Genomic DNA, 17,734 nt, shown 5'->3' on the forward strand with positions numbered 1-17,734 from the left:
AAATTTTTAAAGGTTTGGAATTTATTTAGAACATTGCTTTTATCTTCTCTGCAGCTCTTTTCATTGTAATTCTAATTAAACCTAAGTTAACCTTCGCATCAGTTAAAACTACCAAAATTCCTTCTCCTGCATCGACCATTAGAGTTTTTCCATGCTCTCCTTCAATCATTGTTTGTTCTAAATTACCCATTCCGATTTCTGCTGCTGTTCTTTCAGCAGCCCCAAATGCTGCTGAAGCCATAGCCCCAACTAATTCAGCATCAACATTTCCCGGCAATTGGGAAGCTATAACCAAACCATCCTTACCAACAACCATTGAACCTTTGATACCTTCGGTTTTATTTAGCTCTAATAAAATTCTATCAATCATACTATCCCCCAAAAATTTCACATGAGGGTGTTATGAATAGTATTATATAAACCTTATTATAAATTTTGATGATTATTATTAAAAAAATTAATAATATCAATTAGATTTTCAAAACTACATATTAAAAATTTTAATAATAATCAAATTTAAAATAAAATTGGGATATTATTCTTTGGTGTTAAAAATGGGAGTAAAGATTAGAGTTAAAGGTATAGTTCAAGGGGTAGGATTTAGACCTTTTGTTTATAGAATAGCTAAGAAAAATAATTTAAAAGGCTACGTAAAAAACATGGGAAATTACGTAGAAATATTTGTTGAAGGAAAAAAAGAAGATATAGAAAATTTTATCAATGATTTAAAAAATAAAAAACCACCATTATCAAGAATTGATAAATTGGACATTAAAGAGATTAAAGAAACAAAAGAATTTGATGATTTTTATATTATAAATAGTGAAAATACTAAGGAAGAGGAAGAAGGAACCATCCCAGCTGATGTGGCAATATGTGATGATTGTTTAGCTGAAATGCTTGATAAAAATAATAGAAGATATAGATATCCATTTATTGCTTGCACAAACTGTGGGCCGAGATTTACTATAGTTGAAAAACTTCCCTATGATAGGGAAAATACTTCAATGAGAGACTTTCCTCTATGTGGAGAATGTTTAAAAGAATATAAAAATCCATTAGATAGGAGATTTCATGCTCAAGCTACTTGTTGCCCAATTTGTGGACCTAAAGTATTTTTGAGTGATGGAAAAGATATTATAGCTGAGAAGGATGAGGCAATTAGAGAGGCGGTAAAATTATTAGAAGAAGGAAAAATCTTGGCTATAAAAGGAATTGGGGGAACACATTTAGCTTGCAAGGTTAGTGAAGATGAGCCAGTATTAAATTTAAGAGAGAGATTGGGGAGACCAACACAACCATTTGCGGTGATGAGTAAAGTAGAATATATAGAGCTGTTTGCTGAAATTGATAAAGATGAAAAAAATGCTTTGGTATCTTTAAGAAGACCTATAGTTGTTTTAAGAAAGAATCAAGATTATGATAAATATTTTTCAAAGTATGTTTCTAATTTGGATACTATTGGAGTTATGCTTCCATATAGTGGGTTGCATTATCTTTTATTTGATAAAGAGATTGCCTATGTTATGACCTCTGCCAACTTACCTGGCTTACCAATGGTTAAGGATAATGATGAAATATTAAAAAAGCTCAATGACATTGCTGATTACTTTTTATTGCATAATAGAAGGATAGTAAATAGATGTGATGATAGTGTTGTTAAAAAGGTAGCTAATAGATTGGTTTTTTTAAGAAGGTCGAGGGGATTTGCCCCAGAGCCGATAAAGGTTGATATTGAGAATAATAAAAATATTCTATGTGTTGGTGCTGAGCTAAATTCAACCGCTTGCATTGTAAAGAGAAATAAGTTTTATTTAACTCAATATATTGGTAATACATCAAAGTATGAAACATTTTGCTATTTGAGAGACGCTATAAATAACATTTTAAGATTAACAAACACAAATAAAATTGATGCTATTGTTTGTGACTTACACCCTCAGTTTAATTCAACAAAATTAGCTGAGGAATTAGCAGAAAAATTTGGGGTTGAGGTTTTTAGAGTCCAGCATCACTTTGCACATGCTTATAGCTTATTAGGAGATAACAACTATTTTGATGATGCAATAATTTTATCGTTAGATGGTGTTGGTTATGGGTTGGATGGAAATATATGGGGAGGGGAAGTTTTATTATTTAAAGATTGCAAGATGGAGAGAGTAGGGCATTTAGAAGAGCAGTATCAATTAGGGGGAGATTTAGCAACTAAGTATCCTTTGAGGATGCTTTTGTCCATATTATATAAAGCCATTGGTGAGGATGTATTTGATTTTATAAAGGGATACAATTTCTTTTCAGAAAAAGAACTTAAGCTATTAAAATTTCAACTTGAGAAGAAGCTCAACTGTCCAATAACAACATCTACTGGTAGGGTTTTGGATGCTGTTTCATCATTATTAGGGGTTTGCTTTGAAAAAACCTATGATGGAGAGCCAAGTATAAGATTAGAGCCAGTGGCAAATAGATTTAAAGGAGATATCGAGGTAGAGCCAAGGATAAAAAATAATGTATTGAACACTACAGAACTTATTTACAAATCCTATGAGATGCTATTAAATAATGAAAGTAGAGAAAAAATAGCATACTTTGCTCATATTTATATAGCAGATGGTTTATTTGAGATTGCTAAGAAAATAGCGAATAGATTTGGAATAAATGCTATAGGCATTACTGGGGGAGTTTCATATAACAAAATAATAACTGAAAGAATTATGGCTAATGTAAAAAAAGAAGGTTTTAATTTTATTTATCATCAAAGAGTCCCTAATGGAGATGGGGGAATTAGTTTTGGGCAAGGTATTTCTTATTTATTTAGAGAGGGGTAGGATGATAATTATAACGCCAAGATATACAATTATAGAAAATGGAGCGATTAATAAAATAGAAGAAGTTTTAAAAAAGCTCAACTTAAGAAATCCACTAATTGTGACTGGAAGAAATACAAAAAAATACTGTAAATTTTCCTATGATGTTGAATATTACGATGAAATCTTAAATTCTCAAATAATTGAGCAGAAATATATTGGCTATGATTGTATAATTGGTGTTGGAGGGGGGAGGGCAATAGATACTGGGAAATATTTGGCTTATAAATTAAGAATTCCATTTATTAGTGTGCCAACAACTGCATCAAATGATGGTATAGCATCACCAATTGTATCTATAAAACAACCTTCTTTTATGGCAGATGCACCAATAGCTATTATTGCTGATACTGAGATAATAAAAAAATCCCCAAAGAGGTTATTGAGTGCTGGAATGGGAGATATTGTTTCAAATATTACTGCAGTTTTAGATTGGAAATTAGCTTATAAAGAGAGAGGGGAGAAATATAGTGAGAGCTCTGCTATATTCTCAAAAACAATAGCCAAGGAATTAATAAGCTATGTTTTAAATTCTGACTTGTCAGAGTATCACAACAAACTTGTAAAAGCATTAGTTGGGAGCGGAATTGCTATTGCTATAGCTAATTCATCTCGCCCAGCTTCTGGAAGTGAGCATCTCTTTTCACACGCTTTGGATAAGTTAAAAGAGGAATATAATTTAGATGTTAATTCCTTACATGGGGAGCAATGTGGAATAGGAACAATAATGATGAGCTATCTACATGAGAAAGAGAATAAAAAATTATTTGGATTGCATGAAAAGATTAAAATGAGTTTAAAAAAGGTTGATGCTCCAACAACTGCTAAAGAACTTGGATTTGATGAAGATATTATTATTGAGGCATTAACCATAGCTCATAAAATAAGGAATAGATGGACTATATTAAGAGAGGGGTTAAGTAGAGAAGAGGCAAAAAAATTAGCTGAAGAAACAGGAATTATTTGATTAAACAATTTTTGCTAAAGCTAAAATTATTTCTAACAGTATTAAAGCAACAATTGTGCCTTCTAAGAGTAGTCCATAAAACTCTGTTAAATGTTGCCTTGTCATTGTGTATATATCACTAATCATTTCCATTTTTTTCTCTACTCTTTTAATCCACTCTGAGACATGGAATATTTTACACAATCTTTCATACAATTCGGCATAGTATCTATCCCCATATAACATAAGGACATTTTCAATGCTATCAAAATATGATATATAGCTAATTCTCTGTAAGTATAAATCCTTAGATAATTTTTTCAACCTAAAATATCCAAGCTTTTCCCACTGTAATCTTGTGGAATATTGGATTGCCTCACTTAGCATACTGTCAAATACTCTTAAATTCAAAACCCTAATACATGCAAGCTCAATAATATCAACTTCTTCCCAGAAATCTTCATTTTTATCTAGGATTATTCCATTGTCCCAATCTAAGATAATTAAATCTTTTGTAGAATATTTTATCTTGTTCATTAATAATTCATTTATATATTCTTCTGGAACATCTTCGTACTGATTTCTAAGAAGTTTTGTTAATATACTCTTGTTTTCTTTGATAAATGAGTCAGGGTCTGAGTACTCACTAAAGCAGTATAAAGTGTAGCTTTCTAAAAATTTATCTGCATCATATTTTTTTAAATAGCTTAAAGCTTCATCAAATAACTCTTCTTTAAGTTCAAACAGGTCTATTAAATCCTTATTTTTAAAATCTTTGACAATCTCTACGATAATATTTTTTTCATATACTTTTATTGCTATCTCTTTATTTTCTTCGGTAATCCTTTCTATTAATGAGTATGTTGGTAAAAATTCTTCATAACTACAAATTCTCTTCATCCTAAGTTTCATCATCTGTTCAGAGTAAATATTTTCTTTTAAATACCCCACAATTATTTGGACAATCTTACCACTTAGAATAGTATCCATGATTTCTCCCAATTTTTAATTTCTTTTTTAAATTTAATTTTACTTTTTGATATATAAAAACCTTAATTTTAGATAAAGATAGTTTATATTTATTAATTTAAGTTTATTAATCAATAAGTTAAAAAAATAAAAAATAGTGCGGGTATGGGGGCTATAGCCCGCCTTCTGTAATTTCGGTGACATTCGGCTAAGCGCCGAGACCGGCTTGCACCCCGGGCAGGGGAGATGCCCGTTTCACCGGTTCTCCGGAAGTCCTCAACTTTCACTATCATCGTCATCTCTTCCGGAGCCGTGTCGTTTCTGCTGCACCTCCCGCCCCTTCTCAGGGGACGCTGCCCATAAATGGGGTGGGCGGAACTTCCTCCCCTCTTAAAGAGGGGAAAGTCACCAGCCCCCTTACCCGCTTAACTTTAAGATTTACTTTAAGATTTAAATTTTTCGATATTTTATTCAAAAATAATAAAAAGTGGCCGGCGGCGTCGCCCCTTTCCCGCCAGATGGCAGTACTCGGGGCATCGCTGGGGGGCTTAACTTCCGAGTTCGGGATGGGTTCGGGTGTGGCCCCCCCGCTATGACCGCCGTACCAAGAAATAAATGGTGGCCTTTTTTAGGCCATGCATAGGCTTCCACATCCGCTTAGTGTCTGGATACCCTGCCGGGCCCTCGGGCGATTAGTACCGGCGGGCTGAACGCCTCGGGCAGAGCCCTCGGCGCTTACACCCCCGGCCTATCAACCCCGTCTTCTACGGGAGCCCTCGTCCCCGAAGGGACTGGCCGCCTATTTTCGGGGAGGGTTTCGGGCTTAGATGCCTTCAGCCCTTATCCCTTAGCGCGTAGCTGCCCGGCAATGCCCTGTCGGACAACCGGTAGACCAGAGGCGCCGGCGGCTCGTTCCTCTCGTACTAGAGCCACCTTCCCCTCAGGCGGCCAACACCCCCAGCAGATAGCAACCAACCTGTCTCACGACGGTTTAAACCCAGCTCACGATCCCCTTTAATGGGCGAACAGCCCCACCCTTGGGCCCTGCTGCAGGCCCAGGATGGGAAGAACCGACATCGATGTAGCAAGCCGCGGGGTCGATATGGGCTCTTGCCCGCGACAACTCTGTTATCCCCGGGGTAGCTTTTCTGTTATCCCTGGCCCCCATCGGTGAGGCACAGGGGTTCGCTAGGCCCGGCTTTCGCCTCTTGGTCGGCCTCTGTTACCGACCAAGTCAGGCCGGCTTTTGCCCTTGCACTCCACGGCGGAGTTCTGACCCGCCTGAGCCGACCTTTGGGCCCCCCTGATGCCTTTTCAGGGGGGTGCCGCCCCAGCCAAACTGCCCACCTGCCGGTGTCCCCCTTTGCGGGGTTAGGGACATGGCCATGGGTGGGTGGTGTCCCATGGGCGCCTCCACCACCCCCGGAGGGGTGGCTTCGACGGCTCCCACCTACGCTGTGCACCCACGGCCATGCCCCAACGACAGGCTGCAGTAAAGCTCCACGGGGTCTTCGCTTCCCACTGGGGGTCTCCGGCCTTTGCACCGGAATGGTAGGTTCACCGGGTTCCGGCCCGGGACAGTGGGGGTCTCGTTACGCCATTCATGCAGGTCGGAACTTACCCGACAAGGAATTTCGCTACCTTAAGAGGGTTATAGTTACCCCCGCCGTTTACCGGCGCTTCGCCCGGTTGTACCCGGGTTTCACGTACCGGCACTGGGCAGGCGTCGGCCTTGGTACACACCCTTACGGGCTAGCCAAGACCTGTGTTTTTATTAAACAGTCGGACCCCCCTGGCCACTGCGACCTGCGGTCCCCTCATTTAGAGAAGACCGCAGGCACCCCTTCTCCCGAAGTTACGGGGCCAATTTGCCGACTTCCCTGGGCCGGATTCTCCCGACACGCCTTAGGATACTCGCCTAGGGGCACCTGTGTCGGTTCTGGGTACGGTCACCGGGGATCCTTGCCAGCTCCCTTTTCACGGGCTCCAGGGCTCAGCCGAACCCTCCTAACGGAGGGCCCATCACGCTTTTGCCCGGTTCTCGCCATTACGGCACTCCCCGGGCTTATGCGCTTGGCCACCCCGACGGGGGTGGTCGGCCTACCCCGAAGCGTCAGGAGCTGGCCTTGCGTTGCCGCACGTACCCCGGTGGCGCGGGAATATTAACCCGCTTCCCTTTCCCCTCGAGGGAATTACCCCGAGGGTTAGGACCGGCTAACCCACAGCTGACGACCGTTGCTGTGGAAACCTGGCCCCTTCGGCGGTGGGGATTCTCACCCCACTTTGCTGTTACTACTGCCGGGATTCTCGTTCCCACGGGGTCCACCCGACCTCACGGCCGAGCTTCTACCCCCGCGGGACGCCCCCCTACCGGATGGCCTTTCGGCCCCCCCGGGTCTCGGCGGCCGGCTTAGCCCCCGTTATCTTCGGGGCCCCTGACCTCGACGGGTGAGCTGTTACGCACTCTTTAAAGGATGGCTGCTTCTAAGCCAACCTCCCCGCTGTCTTAGGCCAGGGACTCCCTTCTCATTTACACTTAGCCGGCACTTAGGGGCCTTAACCCGGGTCCGGGTTGTTCCCCTCTCGGACATACGGCTTACCCGTATGCCCTCACTCGGGGGCTACGGCGATGACGGGTTCGGAGTTTGACAGGGTGCCGAGGGCTTTCGCCCCCTAAACACCCTATCCGTGGCTCTACCCCGCCATCTACCTAACCCCCGGCTAACCTGCGAGTTATTTCGGGGGGAACCAGCTATCTCCGGGCTCGATTGGCTTTTCACCCCTAGACCGGGGTCAGAGGAGCACTTTGCGCGGTAACACCCCTGCGGGCCTCCACCCCTCTGGTGAGGGGCTTCACCCTACCCCGGCCTAGATCGCCCGGTTTCGGGTCGTACGGGTGTGACTCCGGGCCCATTAAGACCCCGCCCCTCGCCCATAAGGGCTGCGGGCATGTCGGTTTCCCTACGCCTCCGGGGTTGAACCCCTTAGGCTCGCCACACCCGTACACTCCCCGGCCCGTTTTTCGAAACGGACGGCACGACCCCGGCATGCCACCCCTCGTACTCCTCCCTCGCGGGAGTTTCCTTCGGGGTGGTTACCTTTCGGGCCGTGCCATTCCGTGCCCACCTGGTTTCAGGCTCTTTTCACCCCCCGCAAGGGGTGCTTTTCAGCTTTCCCTCACGGTACTAGTTCGCTATCGGTCTCGGGACGTATTTAGGGTTGGAAGCCTAATGTCTCCCAGCTTCCCGCGCGATATCCAACGCGCGGTACTCAGGGACACCCCAAGACCCCCAACTGGTTACGCCTACGGGGCTTTCACCCTCTATGGCGCCCCATTCCAGGGGACTTCGGCTTCCCAGTGGGGGTCTATATTGGGGGCCCTGCAACTCCACATCTCCCTACCCTTACGGGCAGGGATTCGGTTTGCCCTGTGCCGGTTTCGGTCGCCCCTACTCCCGGCATCCCTGTTGGTTTCTTTTCCTGCGGGTACTCGGATGCTTCTTTTCCCCGCGTTCCCGCTCCCTAACGGGAGCGCCCCAAATGGGGCAGGAAGTCCCATTCGGGGATCCCGGGTTCTACGGCTGCCTGCGCCTCCCCCGGGCTTATCGCAGCTTGCCACGCCCTTCCTCGGCGCCCCGAGCCGAGCCATCCACCAGGTGGGCTGGTGGCCCGGCAGAGTATCCAGATTTCACCGGGATGTGGAAGCCTATGCATGGCCCTCATGTTTTTCAGGCCCTTCACCTGCAACTCTTTAGAGTTGCAGGTTGCATATATAGTGGACCCGGTGGGATTTGAACCCACGGCCTCCGGCTTGCAAGGCCGGCGCTCTCCCAGCTGAGCTACGGGCCCACTTTCCCTATGAGGCAAGCCCACGACTGGTTTGGTGCCCCACAGCAACCAGCGCTTTTTTCTCAGGAGGTGATCCAGCCGCAGGTTCCCCTACGGCTACCTTGTTACGACTTCGCCCCCCTCGCTGAACCCAAGTTCGACCCTGCCCTTACGGACAGGGCCTCACTTGGGCTCAACTCGGGTGGCGTGACGGGCGGTGTGTGCAAGGAGCAGGGACGCATTCACCGCGCCATGGTGAGGCGCGATTACTACGGATTCCGGCTTCACGAGGGCGAGTTACAGCCCTCGATCCGGACTACGACCGGGTTTAGGGGATTCGCTCCCCCTTTCGGGGTCGCGTCCCATTGTCCCGGCCATTGTAGCCCGCGTGTAGCCCAGGGGATTCGGGGCATGCGGACCTGTCGTTGCCCGCACCTTCCTCCGGCTTAGCGCCGGCGGTCCCCCATGAGTGCCCCTCCCCCGGAGGGGAGGGTAGCAACATGGGGCACGGGTCTCGCTCGTTACCTGACTTAACAGGACGCCTCACGGTACGAGCTGACGACGGCCATGCACCACCTCTCGGCGCGTCTGGCAAGGTCGTCAACCTGGCCTTCATCCTGCCGTCGCCCCTGGTAAGATGCCCGGCGTTGAATCCAATTAAACCGCAGGCTCCACCCGTTGTAGTGCTCCCCCGCCAATTCCTTTAAGTTTCAGTCTTGCGACCGTACTCCCCAGGCGGCGGACTTAACGGCTTCCCTTCGGCACCGCGTCGGCCCGAAGCCGACGCGACACCTAGTCCGCAGAGTTTACAGCCGGGACTACCCGGGTATCTAATCCGGTTTGCTCCCCCGGCCTTCGTCCCTCACCGTCGGACCCGTTCCAGCCGGGCGCCTTCGCCACAGGTGGTCCCCCAGGGATCAACGCATTTCACCGCTACCCCTGGGGTACCCCCGGCCTCTCCCGGTCCCAAGCCCGGCAGTATCTCTGCCAGCCCTGCGGTTGAGCCGCAGGATTTAAGCAGAGACTTACCGGGCCGGCTACGGACGCTTTAGGCCCAATAACAGTGGCCACCACTCGGGCCGCCGGTATTACCGCGGCTGCTGGCACCGGACTTGCCCAGCCCTTATTCCCGGAGCTGTTTACACTCCGGAAAAGCCCACGCAGAGCGTGGGCACTCGGGGTCCCCCCGTCGCGCTTTCGCGCATTGCGGAGGTTTCGCGCCTGCTGCGCCCCGTAGGGCCTGGACCCGTGTCTCAGTGTCCATCTCCGGGCTCCCCCTCTCAGGGCCCGTACGGATCGTAGGCTTGGTGGGCCGTTACCCCACCAACTACCTAATCCGCCGCAGCCCCATCCTCGGGCGGCTTACGCCTTTCGGGGAGGGATCATTCCAGACCTCCTCCCCTATGGGGGATTAGCCTCAGTTTCCCGAGGTTATCCCCCACCCGAGGGTAGGTTAGCCACGTGTTACTGAGCCGTGCGCCGGTGCTCCCCGAAGGGAGCCCCTTGACTCGCATGGCTTAGTCGGACCCCGATAGCAGTGGCCTCCGGCAGGATCAACCGGAATTAAGTAGGAGTACGGTCGCAAGAAAGGATAAACCTTTCTTGCGGCTGGTTGCTGTGGGGTTTCACCACCAGTCGTGGGCTTGCCTCAGCCCCAACCCCTTCGGATTGGGGACGCATCCTTCGAGTGCACCCTATAGTGAGAAGTTGTTATATGTAATGTTTTTAGGATTAGAACAATAAGGGTTAAAAAAATAAAAAAGGGCCGGGACCGGGAATTGAACCCGGGTCAGGGGATCCACAGTCCCCCAGGATGGCCACTACCCCACCCCGGCCACTTTACCTATGGTGCAGGGGCAGGGATTTGAACCCTGGAACCCCTACGGGACTGGGTCCTAGGCCCAGCGCCTTTGGCCAGGCTTGGCGACCCCTGCACATATAACATCTTAATTATCTTTAAAATAGGACAAATGATGCTCCGGCCGGGATTTGAACCCGGGTCGCGGGCTCGAAAGGCCCGCATGATTGGCCGGACTACACCACCGGAGCTAATTAGTGATTTTATATGGTGGGCCCGAAGGGATTTGAACCCTTGACCACTCGGTTATGAGCCGAGCGCTCTGACCAGGCTGAGCTACGGGCCCATATCGGACATAAAAAAATAAAAATTAATGGCGCCCCCAGCAGGACTCGAACCTGCGACCTACGGATTAACAGTCCGTCGCTCTACCATCTGAGCTATGGGGGCACATAAAATGGTGCCGCGGGGGTGATTTGAACACCCGACAACTGGATCTTCAGTCCAGCGTTCTCCCAGGCTGAACTACCGCGGCACCCAATGTTTGCATAATTATGCATTACATTTCAGATATATAAACTTTTCGGTTAGGTATTTAAATATTTGACTTACAATTTAATTGATTTTTCATAAATTTTCATAAATATTTTTAGTAAATGTAGTAACATTAGATTTTCTTATAAACATGGATGTGTCTAATCAGCCCCTTATGGATATATACCTTATAAAGTCCCTCTAATTTCATATCAAGCTCAATCTTTTTTGGATATGCAAAAACAAAGTATCCATTTTCTTTAACAACTTCAGGAAGAATTTCTAATATCTTTTCAATTTCACCTTTTTTTGCTGTCGATATCCCATAAGGAGGGTCTGTTACGATAGCATCAACTTTTTCTATGTTTAATTCATTTAAGAACTCTTTTACGTATTTGGCATCTAATCTCTTAACCTTTATTACTTTATCTAATAGGTTGTATTCTTCAAGGTTGATTAAAGTTCCAGAAGCCATTCTCCAATCTATATCACAACCAATAAGCTTAGCCCCAATTAAACCAGCTTCAATTAAAAATCCTCCAGTTCCACAAAATGGGTCTAAAACAACATTTCCTTCTTTAACTCTCGCCAAATTTACCATAGCTCTCGCAAGTTTTGGTAGCATACAACCAGGATGGAAGTATTTTCTTAAATGTGGCCTATTCTTTTGGAAATATTCTCTATCCCTCATCTCTAATACATTAGAAATGAAAAATGTGTTTTCTAAGATAACCACTCTAACTAATATATCTGGTTTTGTTAAATTTACTTTTGCATTGGTTTTTAATTTTATAATCCCTCCAATTTCTCTCTCAATCTTTAATGAGTCTATGGATTTTGTAAACTCATCTTTATGTAGCTTTAAAACTCTAACTGCAAATGATTTACTCCCATCAATGTCAGGATAGTCTTTATTTTTTATAAACTCTTTAAATGAGTTAATAAAGTCATTTGTAATCTCATCTATCAAATTTATATCTTTCTCTTCTAAATTGTATCTGAATATTATCCTATGCCCCTCATCTATATATCCACTTCTTTTAACAACATCTTTAGCTGGACTATCTTCAGTTATAACGTATCTTTTTAACCTCTCAACACTTCCATTATAGTTAAAAATTTCCAATAATGCCATTAATTCTCCAAATGGAATTTCTTCATGCTCTCCATTTAAAACATATCCAATCATAATTATCCCTCAAAAATATTTTTTAGTTTTAATTTATTTTAGAATATTTGATTAATGTTTTTACTGTTAAAATTCCAAACAAAAATGCAAACATTCCTGCCGTGAAATCACCAATCACTAAACCACCATATATTCCAAACATCCCTAATCCTAAAATTACTGCAAATATGTAAGCATAGAATATGTGGCATATTAAAGACCTAAATATGGCTATTATCAATGATTTTTCCCCTTTACCAATTCCTTGGAACATTGCGGATGTTGTTAAAATAAATGGTGTGAATAATAAATATAATGGAACTATTCTTAAAGCTCCAACAAGTTCTTCATGAATTCCCATAGAAACTTTAGTGTAAGTAAATAAGTAAGCCAACATTGGAGCTAAAAGCATTATTAAAGCAACTATAATAATTTCCATTAAAACCCCAATTTTTATTGTGTAAAAATAAGCTGTTTTTAATTTTTCAAAACTCTTTGCTCCGTAAGTAGCTCCTATAACTGATGTTGCTCCACTTGCCAAACCTAACATTGGAATAAAACCAAACTCAGTTATCCTTAAAGCTCCAGTATAGACAGCTAAACCTCTACTATCCCCAACCATCATAATTATTGAAGTCATTATAAAAAATGATACTGCAACAGTAATCTCTATAAATGTTGATGGAATGCCAACTCCAATTAAATCAGTAATAATCTTTAAATCAGGTTTAAATTTTGATAATTTAACAGTAACATAACATGATTTTTTTATAAACAGTTCATAAGCTAAAATTAAGAGAGATACAACTATAGCTATTAACGTTGCATAACTTGCCCCACTTATCCCTAAGTTTAATAAGTAGATGAATATTGGGTCTAAGATGATGTTTGTTAAAGTTCCTAAAACACTTGCTATCATAACTATCTTTGTATTCCCCTCCCCCCTAAATATTCCATACAACGCATCGCAGATTGTAAATATAACAGTTCCTAAAACCAGTATTTTAGAATACTCTATAGCAAGATTTTTACATAATCCGTAAGTTCCCATTAAGCTAAATAGCGTATCAAGATTTGGATATACAGCTATAATATACAAAATTCCAGCAATCAATGCCAATATAATTGCATGATTTGCAACTTTATCAGCTTCTTCTTTATTTTTTGCTCCAACTCTCCTTGCTATTCCGGAGCTAATCCCAATACTCAAACCCCAACTGACAGCATATAAGCTGATTAATATTGGAAAACTCGCTCCCACAGCAGCTAATGCATCTGCCCCTAATCCAGAAACCCAGATACTATCAACTAAGCTGTAAATTGATTCAATAAATGTGGCAACAATTATAGGTTTTGATACTTCAATTACTGCTTTTTTTGGGTCATCCAACAATATTTCAACATTTTTCATCGTCTATCACCACAATAACAGTAAAAAATAAATACTACTTATACAACTTAATTTTCTTTACCATTTCACAAAATTGTGATAACAATGCCGAAGCTTTTCATATATCATGCAAATCAGTGCAATCCAAAAAAATGCACATCCTTAAAAATGGCTAAGATGAATAAAGCCATTTTGTTAAAAAACCCTTATAAAGTTCCAAAAAACTCAATAATTCTAAATCCTTACGCTGAAAAAGCTTTGTCTCCAGAAGATAAAAAGATAGTGAAAAAATTTGGCATAACGGCTCTTGATTGCTCATGGAAAGAAGCAGAGTTAATGTTTAAAAAATTTAAATTTAAAAATCAAAGGTCTCTACCGTTTTTAATTGCTTGCAATCCAATAAATTATGGTAAACCATGTATGCTTTCAACATTAGAAGCTTTTATCGCCGCTTTATATATAACTAACTTTAAGGATGAGGCATTGGATTTAACTGGTTGTTTCAAATGGGCAGAAACATTTATAAATGTTAATAATGAATTATTAGAGAGATACTCAAATGCTAAAAATTCAATGGAAGTTGTAGAGATTCAACAGGAGTTTTTGCAGAGATGAATTTATATTGAAATTATTTATGCCAAAGGCATAAAAATTCTAAATAAATAATATTAATTGCAAAAACTCCTGTTCAAAAAACATACCTTAATCAAAAGTTTTAATAGTGGTAAAGTTATTAAAATTATCAAAAATCTTATTAGGTGATAAAATGCCATTTGAAGAAGCAATGAAAAGGTTATTTATGAAAAAGATTTGTATGAGATGTAATGCAAGAAACCCTTGGAGAGCTACAAAATGTAGAAAATGTGGATACAAAGGTTTAAGACCAAAAGCAAAAGAACCGAGAGGATAAACGAGTTATTTTATATTCCATAGGGGGCTTCGCCCCCTATTGGTATACCCCCATTATTAATTTTTAAGATACTAAATATGACAAAATCCTATGGAAAATAAAATGAGTTATTTTATTTTCTTTTTTATATTTACCTAAGATTTAATTTTAAGAGAACATGATTTTAGCTATTTTAAATGTTATAGTCCCTTCAACAATTCCAGCAACTATAAATAGGATTATAGAGAGAACAAGTAACTTTAAAGACTCTTTTATATAATGTAAAACCTCTCTTTTAGTCCTAAATTTGATATTTGTGAGGAAATTCACTAATCCTATGTTAAATAAAATCCCACTTGATGCTGAAAGTATTAAAGCAGGAATTTCAATAATTCCATGCGGTAAAACTAAATAAATAAAACTTTCAGCACCAAATTTGTAGAGCACATATGATAAAATATAGGAATTTACTACAATAACAAATAGTGAGAAAATCCCAATAATATAGTTTAAAATACAGACAGTTAAGTTATTTTTCCAAATAGCCAATATTATTGTTGAACTATCCTCATTTAACGTGATTTTTAGATTTTCAACATGTTTTTGAAAGTTTTGAAAGACCATATCTCCTAAATACGAGAAATATTTTACATTAATCACCAAAATATATGAAATTGCTAAAGATAAGATAAAAACCAAACTAACAAATAAAACAACTTTTCTATTCTTTATAGGGCTTTTTATAATCTCTTTTAAATCAAATATCTCTTCCAATGCATCCATTAAGACCATCATTAAATAAGCATCTCTCATAATTATCTACCGAGTTCTTGATGAGCTTTTCCTAAATGACCAGCAGCTAAAGCTCCTAATAGAGATAGCTCTCCAGCCAACACAGCCCCTCCGACAATCTCAGCAAATTTTAAAGCTTTATTATCTCCATAACACCCAAGCATCTCTAAGCACTCTTTTTGTGTCTCAACCCTTGTTCCTCCTCCAACAGTCCCAATTGGAACATCTGGAAGTGTAACTGAAAAGTATAGTCCGTTATCTTCAACTTCTGCCATTGTTATTCCTAAACTACCTTCAACTATTTGTGCCTCATCCTGTCCAGTAGCTAAGAATATAGCTCCAATAATATTTGCATAGTGAGCATTGAATCCCATACTGTTGCTTATTGCTGAACCTATATAATTCTTTAACCTATTTACCTCAGCAATTGCTTCAGATGTTGTTTTCAAATATTTATTAACCTCCTTCTCTGTTAAAAATACCTCTGCTACAATAGATTTACCTCTTCCATTAATTAAATTCATTCCACTTGGTTTTTTATCTACACAGGCATTCCCACTAACAGCAACTGTTTTAACAAATACTCCTTCCTTTTTTAACTCCTCCTCTATAAAGTTGCATGCCTTTTCTGTGGCAATTGTAACCATGTTCATGCCCATAGCATCTCCAGTTTTAAATACAAATCTTGGATATAAGTTTCTTCCAACGATTAAAATTGGTTCTATCCTTATTAATTTCCCATGCCTTGTTGTTGATTCAGCAACTTCCTTTATCTTTTCAAAGTTTTCTTTAATCCAATCTCTAACTTTTATTGCATCTACAACACTCTTTGTTTTTAAGCAGGGAGCTCTTGTCATCTTATCATCTATAACCCTAACAGTTGCCCCCCCACATTTTGTTATTATTGAGCAACCTCTATTAACTGAAGCTACTAAAGCTCCTTCAGTTGTAGCCAATGGGATGTAAAACTCTCCCTTTGCATATTCTCCATTAATCTTTAAAGGCCCAGCAAAACCTAATGGAATTTGTATAGCTCCAATCATATTCTCTATATTCTTTTTCATAGCCATTTCTTCATCTATTGAGTAATTGCAGATATGCTTAAACTCTATTCCAACCTTCTTTTCAATAAATTTTCTTCTAATTTCAGTGGCAATTTTTGAGCCAAACATCTTATCCAATTGATATGGCTTTAACTCTCCATTTAGCATCTTTTCAATAATATCATTATAGTTATTCATTTTATCACCAAAAAATTTATTTTCCAAATCTATTAATAATCTCCTCTAAATCTAAAATCCCTTTATGTATTGCTGTTGCTATCAAAACTCCATCAACTCCCAAATTATAGCATAGCTCTAAATCTTCCATCCCCTTAATTCCACCACCAACATATACTGGATTATTTGTTTTATCTAAAACATATTTTATAAGCTCTACATTAATACCTCTTTGAGTTCCAACTGAAGAAATATCTAAGATTATTAGTGGAGTATCTTCTCTAACATATGACAGTATCTCATCTAAGTTATAGTTTAAAAGCTTTCCATTTTTGAAATCTAAGCTAACAACTATATCTTTTTCTTTAATTAACTCAATTTCCTTTAATGTCTCTGTTGCCACTATTGCCCTATCTTTTTTATTTAAAAATTTTTTAATATTTTCCAAGTCCTCTCTTTTTTTTATCCCAATATCTACAATTTTATTTACAAAATCTATCTCTTTTATAATTTCAAAATTATTTCCATTTCCGATTATAGCATTTAAATCAGCTATGTAAATAGTTTCAGCTCCTCTTTCTTTGTAAGCCATTGCTACATCAATTGGATTTGATGATTTGCAGATAACTGATTTTAGTGGTTTATATTCATCTCTGTTTCCACTCTTTCCATGCACAGCTATCTTGTCTTTTAAATCAATAACTGGAATTATTTGCATCTTCTCACCAAAATTATTTAATGGAAAAATTTAAATTGATAATATTAAAATTATTAATCATAATCAAATTGGTGGGAGAATGGATATTGGTATTGTAATTCTTGTTGCGTCAATATTTATTTTTGGATTAATATTTGTGTATTGTTTAGAGATGCTACTTAATAAAATGATTGGGATTGACAAAAGCTTTAAAGACCTATTCAACTACAAAAACATTAAAAGAGATGATGTAATTGTAACATTGGTTAGCTTAGCTACAACAATGCTCCTTATTAAACTACTTAACCTTAAATTTAATATTATGGTTTTTCTCATAGTTTTTGTTGTTATTCGTGTTATTGCTAATGTCCTTTTTGAAATCATTGTCCATAAAAAATTGTTATCTATTAAAATCTCAAAAACTACATTGACATTGGATATTTTGACACTATTTGTATTTTTATATTTGTATTTTGTCCCTAAGTTATTGAGTTATTTTGGAATACCAAACCAAATAATTGCATTTGTCTTAGTTCCAATTGTAATTGTTGTACTGTTGCTCTTCATTGCTATGTTTGTAGATTTCTAAACATTTATTGCTACAATTATGTAGATGAGTTCAATAACTGCTACTATTGA

At 40.6% G+C, this 17,734-nt stretch carries 12 protein-coding genes, 7 tRNA genes, 3 rRNA genes and 1 other RNA gene; 5 read left to right on the forward strand and 18 right to left on the reverse strand.

The features are described 5' to 3' along the window. Positions 1-25: 25 nt before the first annotated feature. Complete coding sequence (locus JH146_RS06015) at positions 26-370, reverse strand: roadblock/LC7 domain-containing protein (protein WP_048201314.1); 345 nt, start codon at positions 368-370, stop codon at positions 26-28. Positions 371-554: 184 nt separating this feature from the next. Between JH146_RS06015 and hypF the strand changes: the two genes are divergently transcribed. Continuing rightward, entirely contained in the window at positions 555-2,825 is a 2,271-nt protein-coding gene (gene hypF / locus JH146_RS06020; RefSeq protein WP_048202150.1) for a carbamoyltransferase HypF, read from the forward strand. Between the two features lie 4 nt (positions 2,826-2,829). Further along, the gene (locus JH146_RS06025) at positions 2,830-3,831 is read left to right on the forward strand and encodes a sn-glycerol-1-phosphate dehydrogenase (RefSeq protein WP_173400856.1); all 1,002 of its coding nucleotides are present in this window, start codon (positions 2,830-2,832) and stop codon (positions 3,829-3,831) included. Here JH146_RS06025 and JH146_RS06030 read toward each other — a convergent pair whose 3' ends face one another. The 14 genes from JH146_RS06030 to JH146_RS06090 all read right to left on the reverse strand — a co-directional run bounded on the left by JH146_RS06030 (position 3,832) and on the right by JH146_RS06090 (position 13,518). Next, positions 3,832-4,800, reverse strand: a complete 969-nt coding sequence (locus tag JH146_RS06030) for a hypothetical protein (RefSeq protein ID WP_048202152.1) — start codon at positions 4,798-4,800, stop codon at positions 3,832-3,834. Between the two features lie 142 nt (positions 4,801-4,942). Continuing rightward, an RNA gene (gene rnpB, locus JH146_RS08505) (RNase P RNA component) lies at positions 4,943-5,200 on the reverse strand. Positions 5,201-5,268: 68 nt separating this feature from the next. Next, positions 5,269-5,383: ribosomal RNA gene (rrf, locus tag JH146_RS06035) — 5S ribosomal RNA — on the reverse strand. Positions 5,384-5,451: 68 nt separating this feature from the next. Then, positions 5,452-8,456, reverse strand: a 23S ribosomal RNA gene (locus tag JH146_RS06040). Positions 8,457-8,555: 99 nt separating this feature from the next. Then, positions 8,556-8,628 (reverse strand) — tRNA-Ala (locus JH146_RS06045). A gap of 64 nt (positions 8,629-8,692) precedes the next feature. Beyond that, positions 8,693-10,171 (reverse strand): 16S ribosomal RNA (locus JH146_RS06050). Together the 16S, 23S and 5S rRNA genes with 7 tRNA genes alongside form the textbook arrangement of a ribosomal RNA operon. A gap of 199 nt (positions 10,172-10,370) precedes the next feature. Beyond that, a tRNA-His gene (locus JH146_RS06055) sits at positions 10,371-10,442 on the reverse strand. A gap of 11 nt (positions 10,443-10,453) precedes the next feature. Continuing rightward, positions 10,454-10,541: transfer RNA gene (locus JH146_RS06060), tRNA-Leu, on the reverse strand. 40 nt (positions 10,542-10,581) lie between these two features. Beyond that, positions 10,582-10,656, reverse strand: a tRNA-Glu gene (locus JH146_RS06065). A 17-nt stretch (positions 10,657-10,673) separates the two neighbouring features. Continuing rightward, positions 10,674-10,751, reverse strand: a tRNA-Ile gene (locus JH146_RS06070). 28 nt (positions 10,752-10,779) lie between these two features. Continuing rightward, positions 10,780-10,855: transfer RNA gene (locus JH146_RS06075), tRNA-Asn, on the reverse strand. A gap of 8 nt (positions 10,856-10,863) precedes the next feature. Continuing rightward, positions 10,864-10,940 (reverse strand) — tRNA-Phe (locus tag JH146_RS06080). Positions 10,941-11,072: 132 nt separating this feature from the next. Next, positions 11,073-12,128: a TIGR01177 family methyltransferase gene (locus JH146_RS06085; protein ID WP_048202153.1), complete on the reverse strand. Its 1,056-nt coding sequence runs from the start codon at positions 12,126-12,128 to the stop codon at positions 11,073-11,075. 28 nt (positions 12,129-12,156) lie between these two features. Continuing rightward, positions 12,157-13,518 (reverse strand): MATE family efflux transporter, encoded by a 1,362-nt coding sequence (locus tag JH146_RS06090; RefSeq protein WP_081874479.1) that lies wholly within the window; start codon positions 13,516-13,518, stop codon positions 12,157-12,159. Between the two features lie 84 nt (positions 13,519-13,602). On the opposite strand from JH146_RS06090, the gene JH146_RS06095 reads away from it, so the two are divergent. Beyond that, the gene (locus JH146_RS06095) at positions 13,603-14,112 is read left to right on the forward strand and encodes a DUF367 family protein (RefSeq protein WP_048202154.1); all 510 of its coding nucleotides are present in this window, start codon (positions 13,603-13,605) and stop codon (positions 14,110-14,112) included. A gap of 151 nt (positions 14,113-14,263) precedes the next feature. Further along, positions 14,264-14,407 (forward strand): 50S ribosomal protein L40e, encoded by a 144-nt coding sequence (locus tag JH146_RS06100; protein ID WP_010870213.1) that lies wholly within the window; start codon positions 14,264-14,266, stop codon positions 14,405-14,407. Between the two features lie 147 nt (positions 14,408-14,554). On the opposite strand, the gene JH146_RS06105 is transcribed toward JH146_RS06100, so the two are convergent. From JH146_RS06105 to JH146_RS06115, 3 genes are read right to left on the reverse strand one after another with little or no spacing between them, the layout of a single operon-like run. Beyond that, the gene (locus JH146_RS06105) at positions 14,555-15,199 is read right to left on the reverse strand and encodes a stage II sporulation protein M (protein WP_048202155.1); all 645 of its coding nucleotides are present in this window, start codon (positions 15,197-15,199) and stop codon (positions 14,555-14,557) included. 2 nt (positions 15,200-15,201) lie between these two features. Next, positions 15,202-16,419: a hydroxymethylglutaryl-CoA reductase (NADPH) gene (hmgA, locus tag JH146_RS06110; protein ID WP_048202156.1), complete on the reverse strand. Its 1,218-nt coding sequence runs from the start codon at positions 16,417-16,419 to the stop codon at positions 15,202-15,204. A 16-nt stretch (positions 16,420-16,435) separates the two neighbouring features. After that, positions 16,436-17,116 (reverse strand): HisA/HisF family protein, encoded by a 681-nt coding sequence (locus JH146_RS06115; protein ID WP_048202157.1) that lies wholly within the window; start codon positions 17,114-17,116, stop codon positions 16,436-16,438. A 79-nt stretch (positions 17,117-17,195) separates the two neighbouring features. On the opposite strand from JH146_RS06115, the gene JH146_RS06120 reads away from it, so the two are divergent. After that, positions 17,196-17,684, forward strand: coding sequence for a hypothetical protein (locus JH146_RS06120; RefSeq protein ID WP_048202158.1), 489 nt, complete (start codon positions 17,196-17,198; stop codon positions 17,682-17,684). The last annotated feature ends 50 nt before the right edge of the window (positions 17,685-17,734 follow it).

Source organism: Methanocaldococcus bathoardescens (assembly GCF_000739065.1).
GTDB lineage: Archaea > AGJL01 > Methanococci > Methanococcales > Methanocaldococcaceae > Methanocaldococcus > Methanocaldococcus bathoardescens.

What these genes read in the sequence shown, in the direction of transcription:
- JH146_RS06015 (WP_048201314.1), bottom strand. Translation starts at nt 370, where the DNA reads ATGATTGATAGAATTTTATTAGAGCTAAATAAAACCGAAGGTATCAAA.
- hypF (WP_048202150.1), top strand. Translation starts at nt 555, where the DNA reads ATGGGAGTAAAGATTAGAGTTAAAGGTATAGTTCAAGGGGTAGGATTT.
- JH146_RS06030 (WP_048202152.1), bottom strand. Translation starts at nt 4,800, where the DNA reads ATGGATACTATTCTAAGTGGTAAGATTGTCCAAATAATTGTGGGGTAT.
- JH146_RS06085 (WP_048202153.1), bottom strand. Translation starts at nt 12,128, where the DNA reads ATGATTGGATATGTTTTAAATGGAGAGCATGAAGAAATTCCATTTGGA.
- JH146_RS06090 (WP_081874479.1), bottom strand. Translation starts at nt 13,518, where the DNA reads ATGAAAAATGTTGAAATATTGTTGGATGACCCAAAAAAAGCAGTAATT.
- JH146_RS06095 (WP_048202154.1), top strand. Translation starts at nt 13,603, where the DNA reads ATGCCGAAGCTTTTCATATATCATGCAAATCAGTGCAATCCAAAAAAA.
- JH146_RS06100 (WP_010870213.1), top strand. Translation starts at nt 14,264, where the DNA reads ATGCCATTTGAAGAAGCAATGAAAAGGTTATTTATGAAAAAGATTTGT.
- JH146_RS06105 (WP_048202155.1), bottom strand. Translation starts at nt 15,199, where the DNA reads ATGAGAGATGCTTATTTAATGATGGTCTTAATGGATGCATTGGAAGAG.
- hmgA (WP_048202156.1), bottom strand. Translation starts at nt 16,419, where the DNA reads ATGAATAACTATAATGATATTATTGAAAAGATGCTAAATGGAGAGTTA.
- JH146_RS06115 (WP_048202157.1), bottom strand. Translation starts at nt 17,116, where the DNA reads ATGCAAATAATTCCAGTTATTGATTTAAAAGACAAGATAGCTGTGCAT.
- JH146_RS06120 (WP_048202158.1), top strand. Translation starts at nt 17,196, where the DNA reads ATGGATATTGGTATTGTAATTCTTGTTGCGTCAATATTTATTTTTGGA.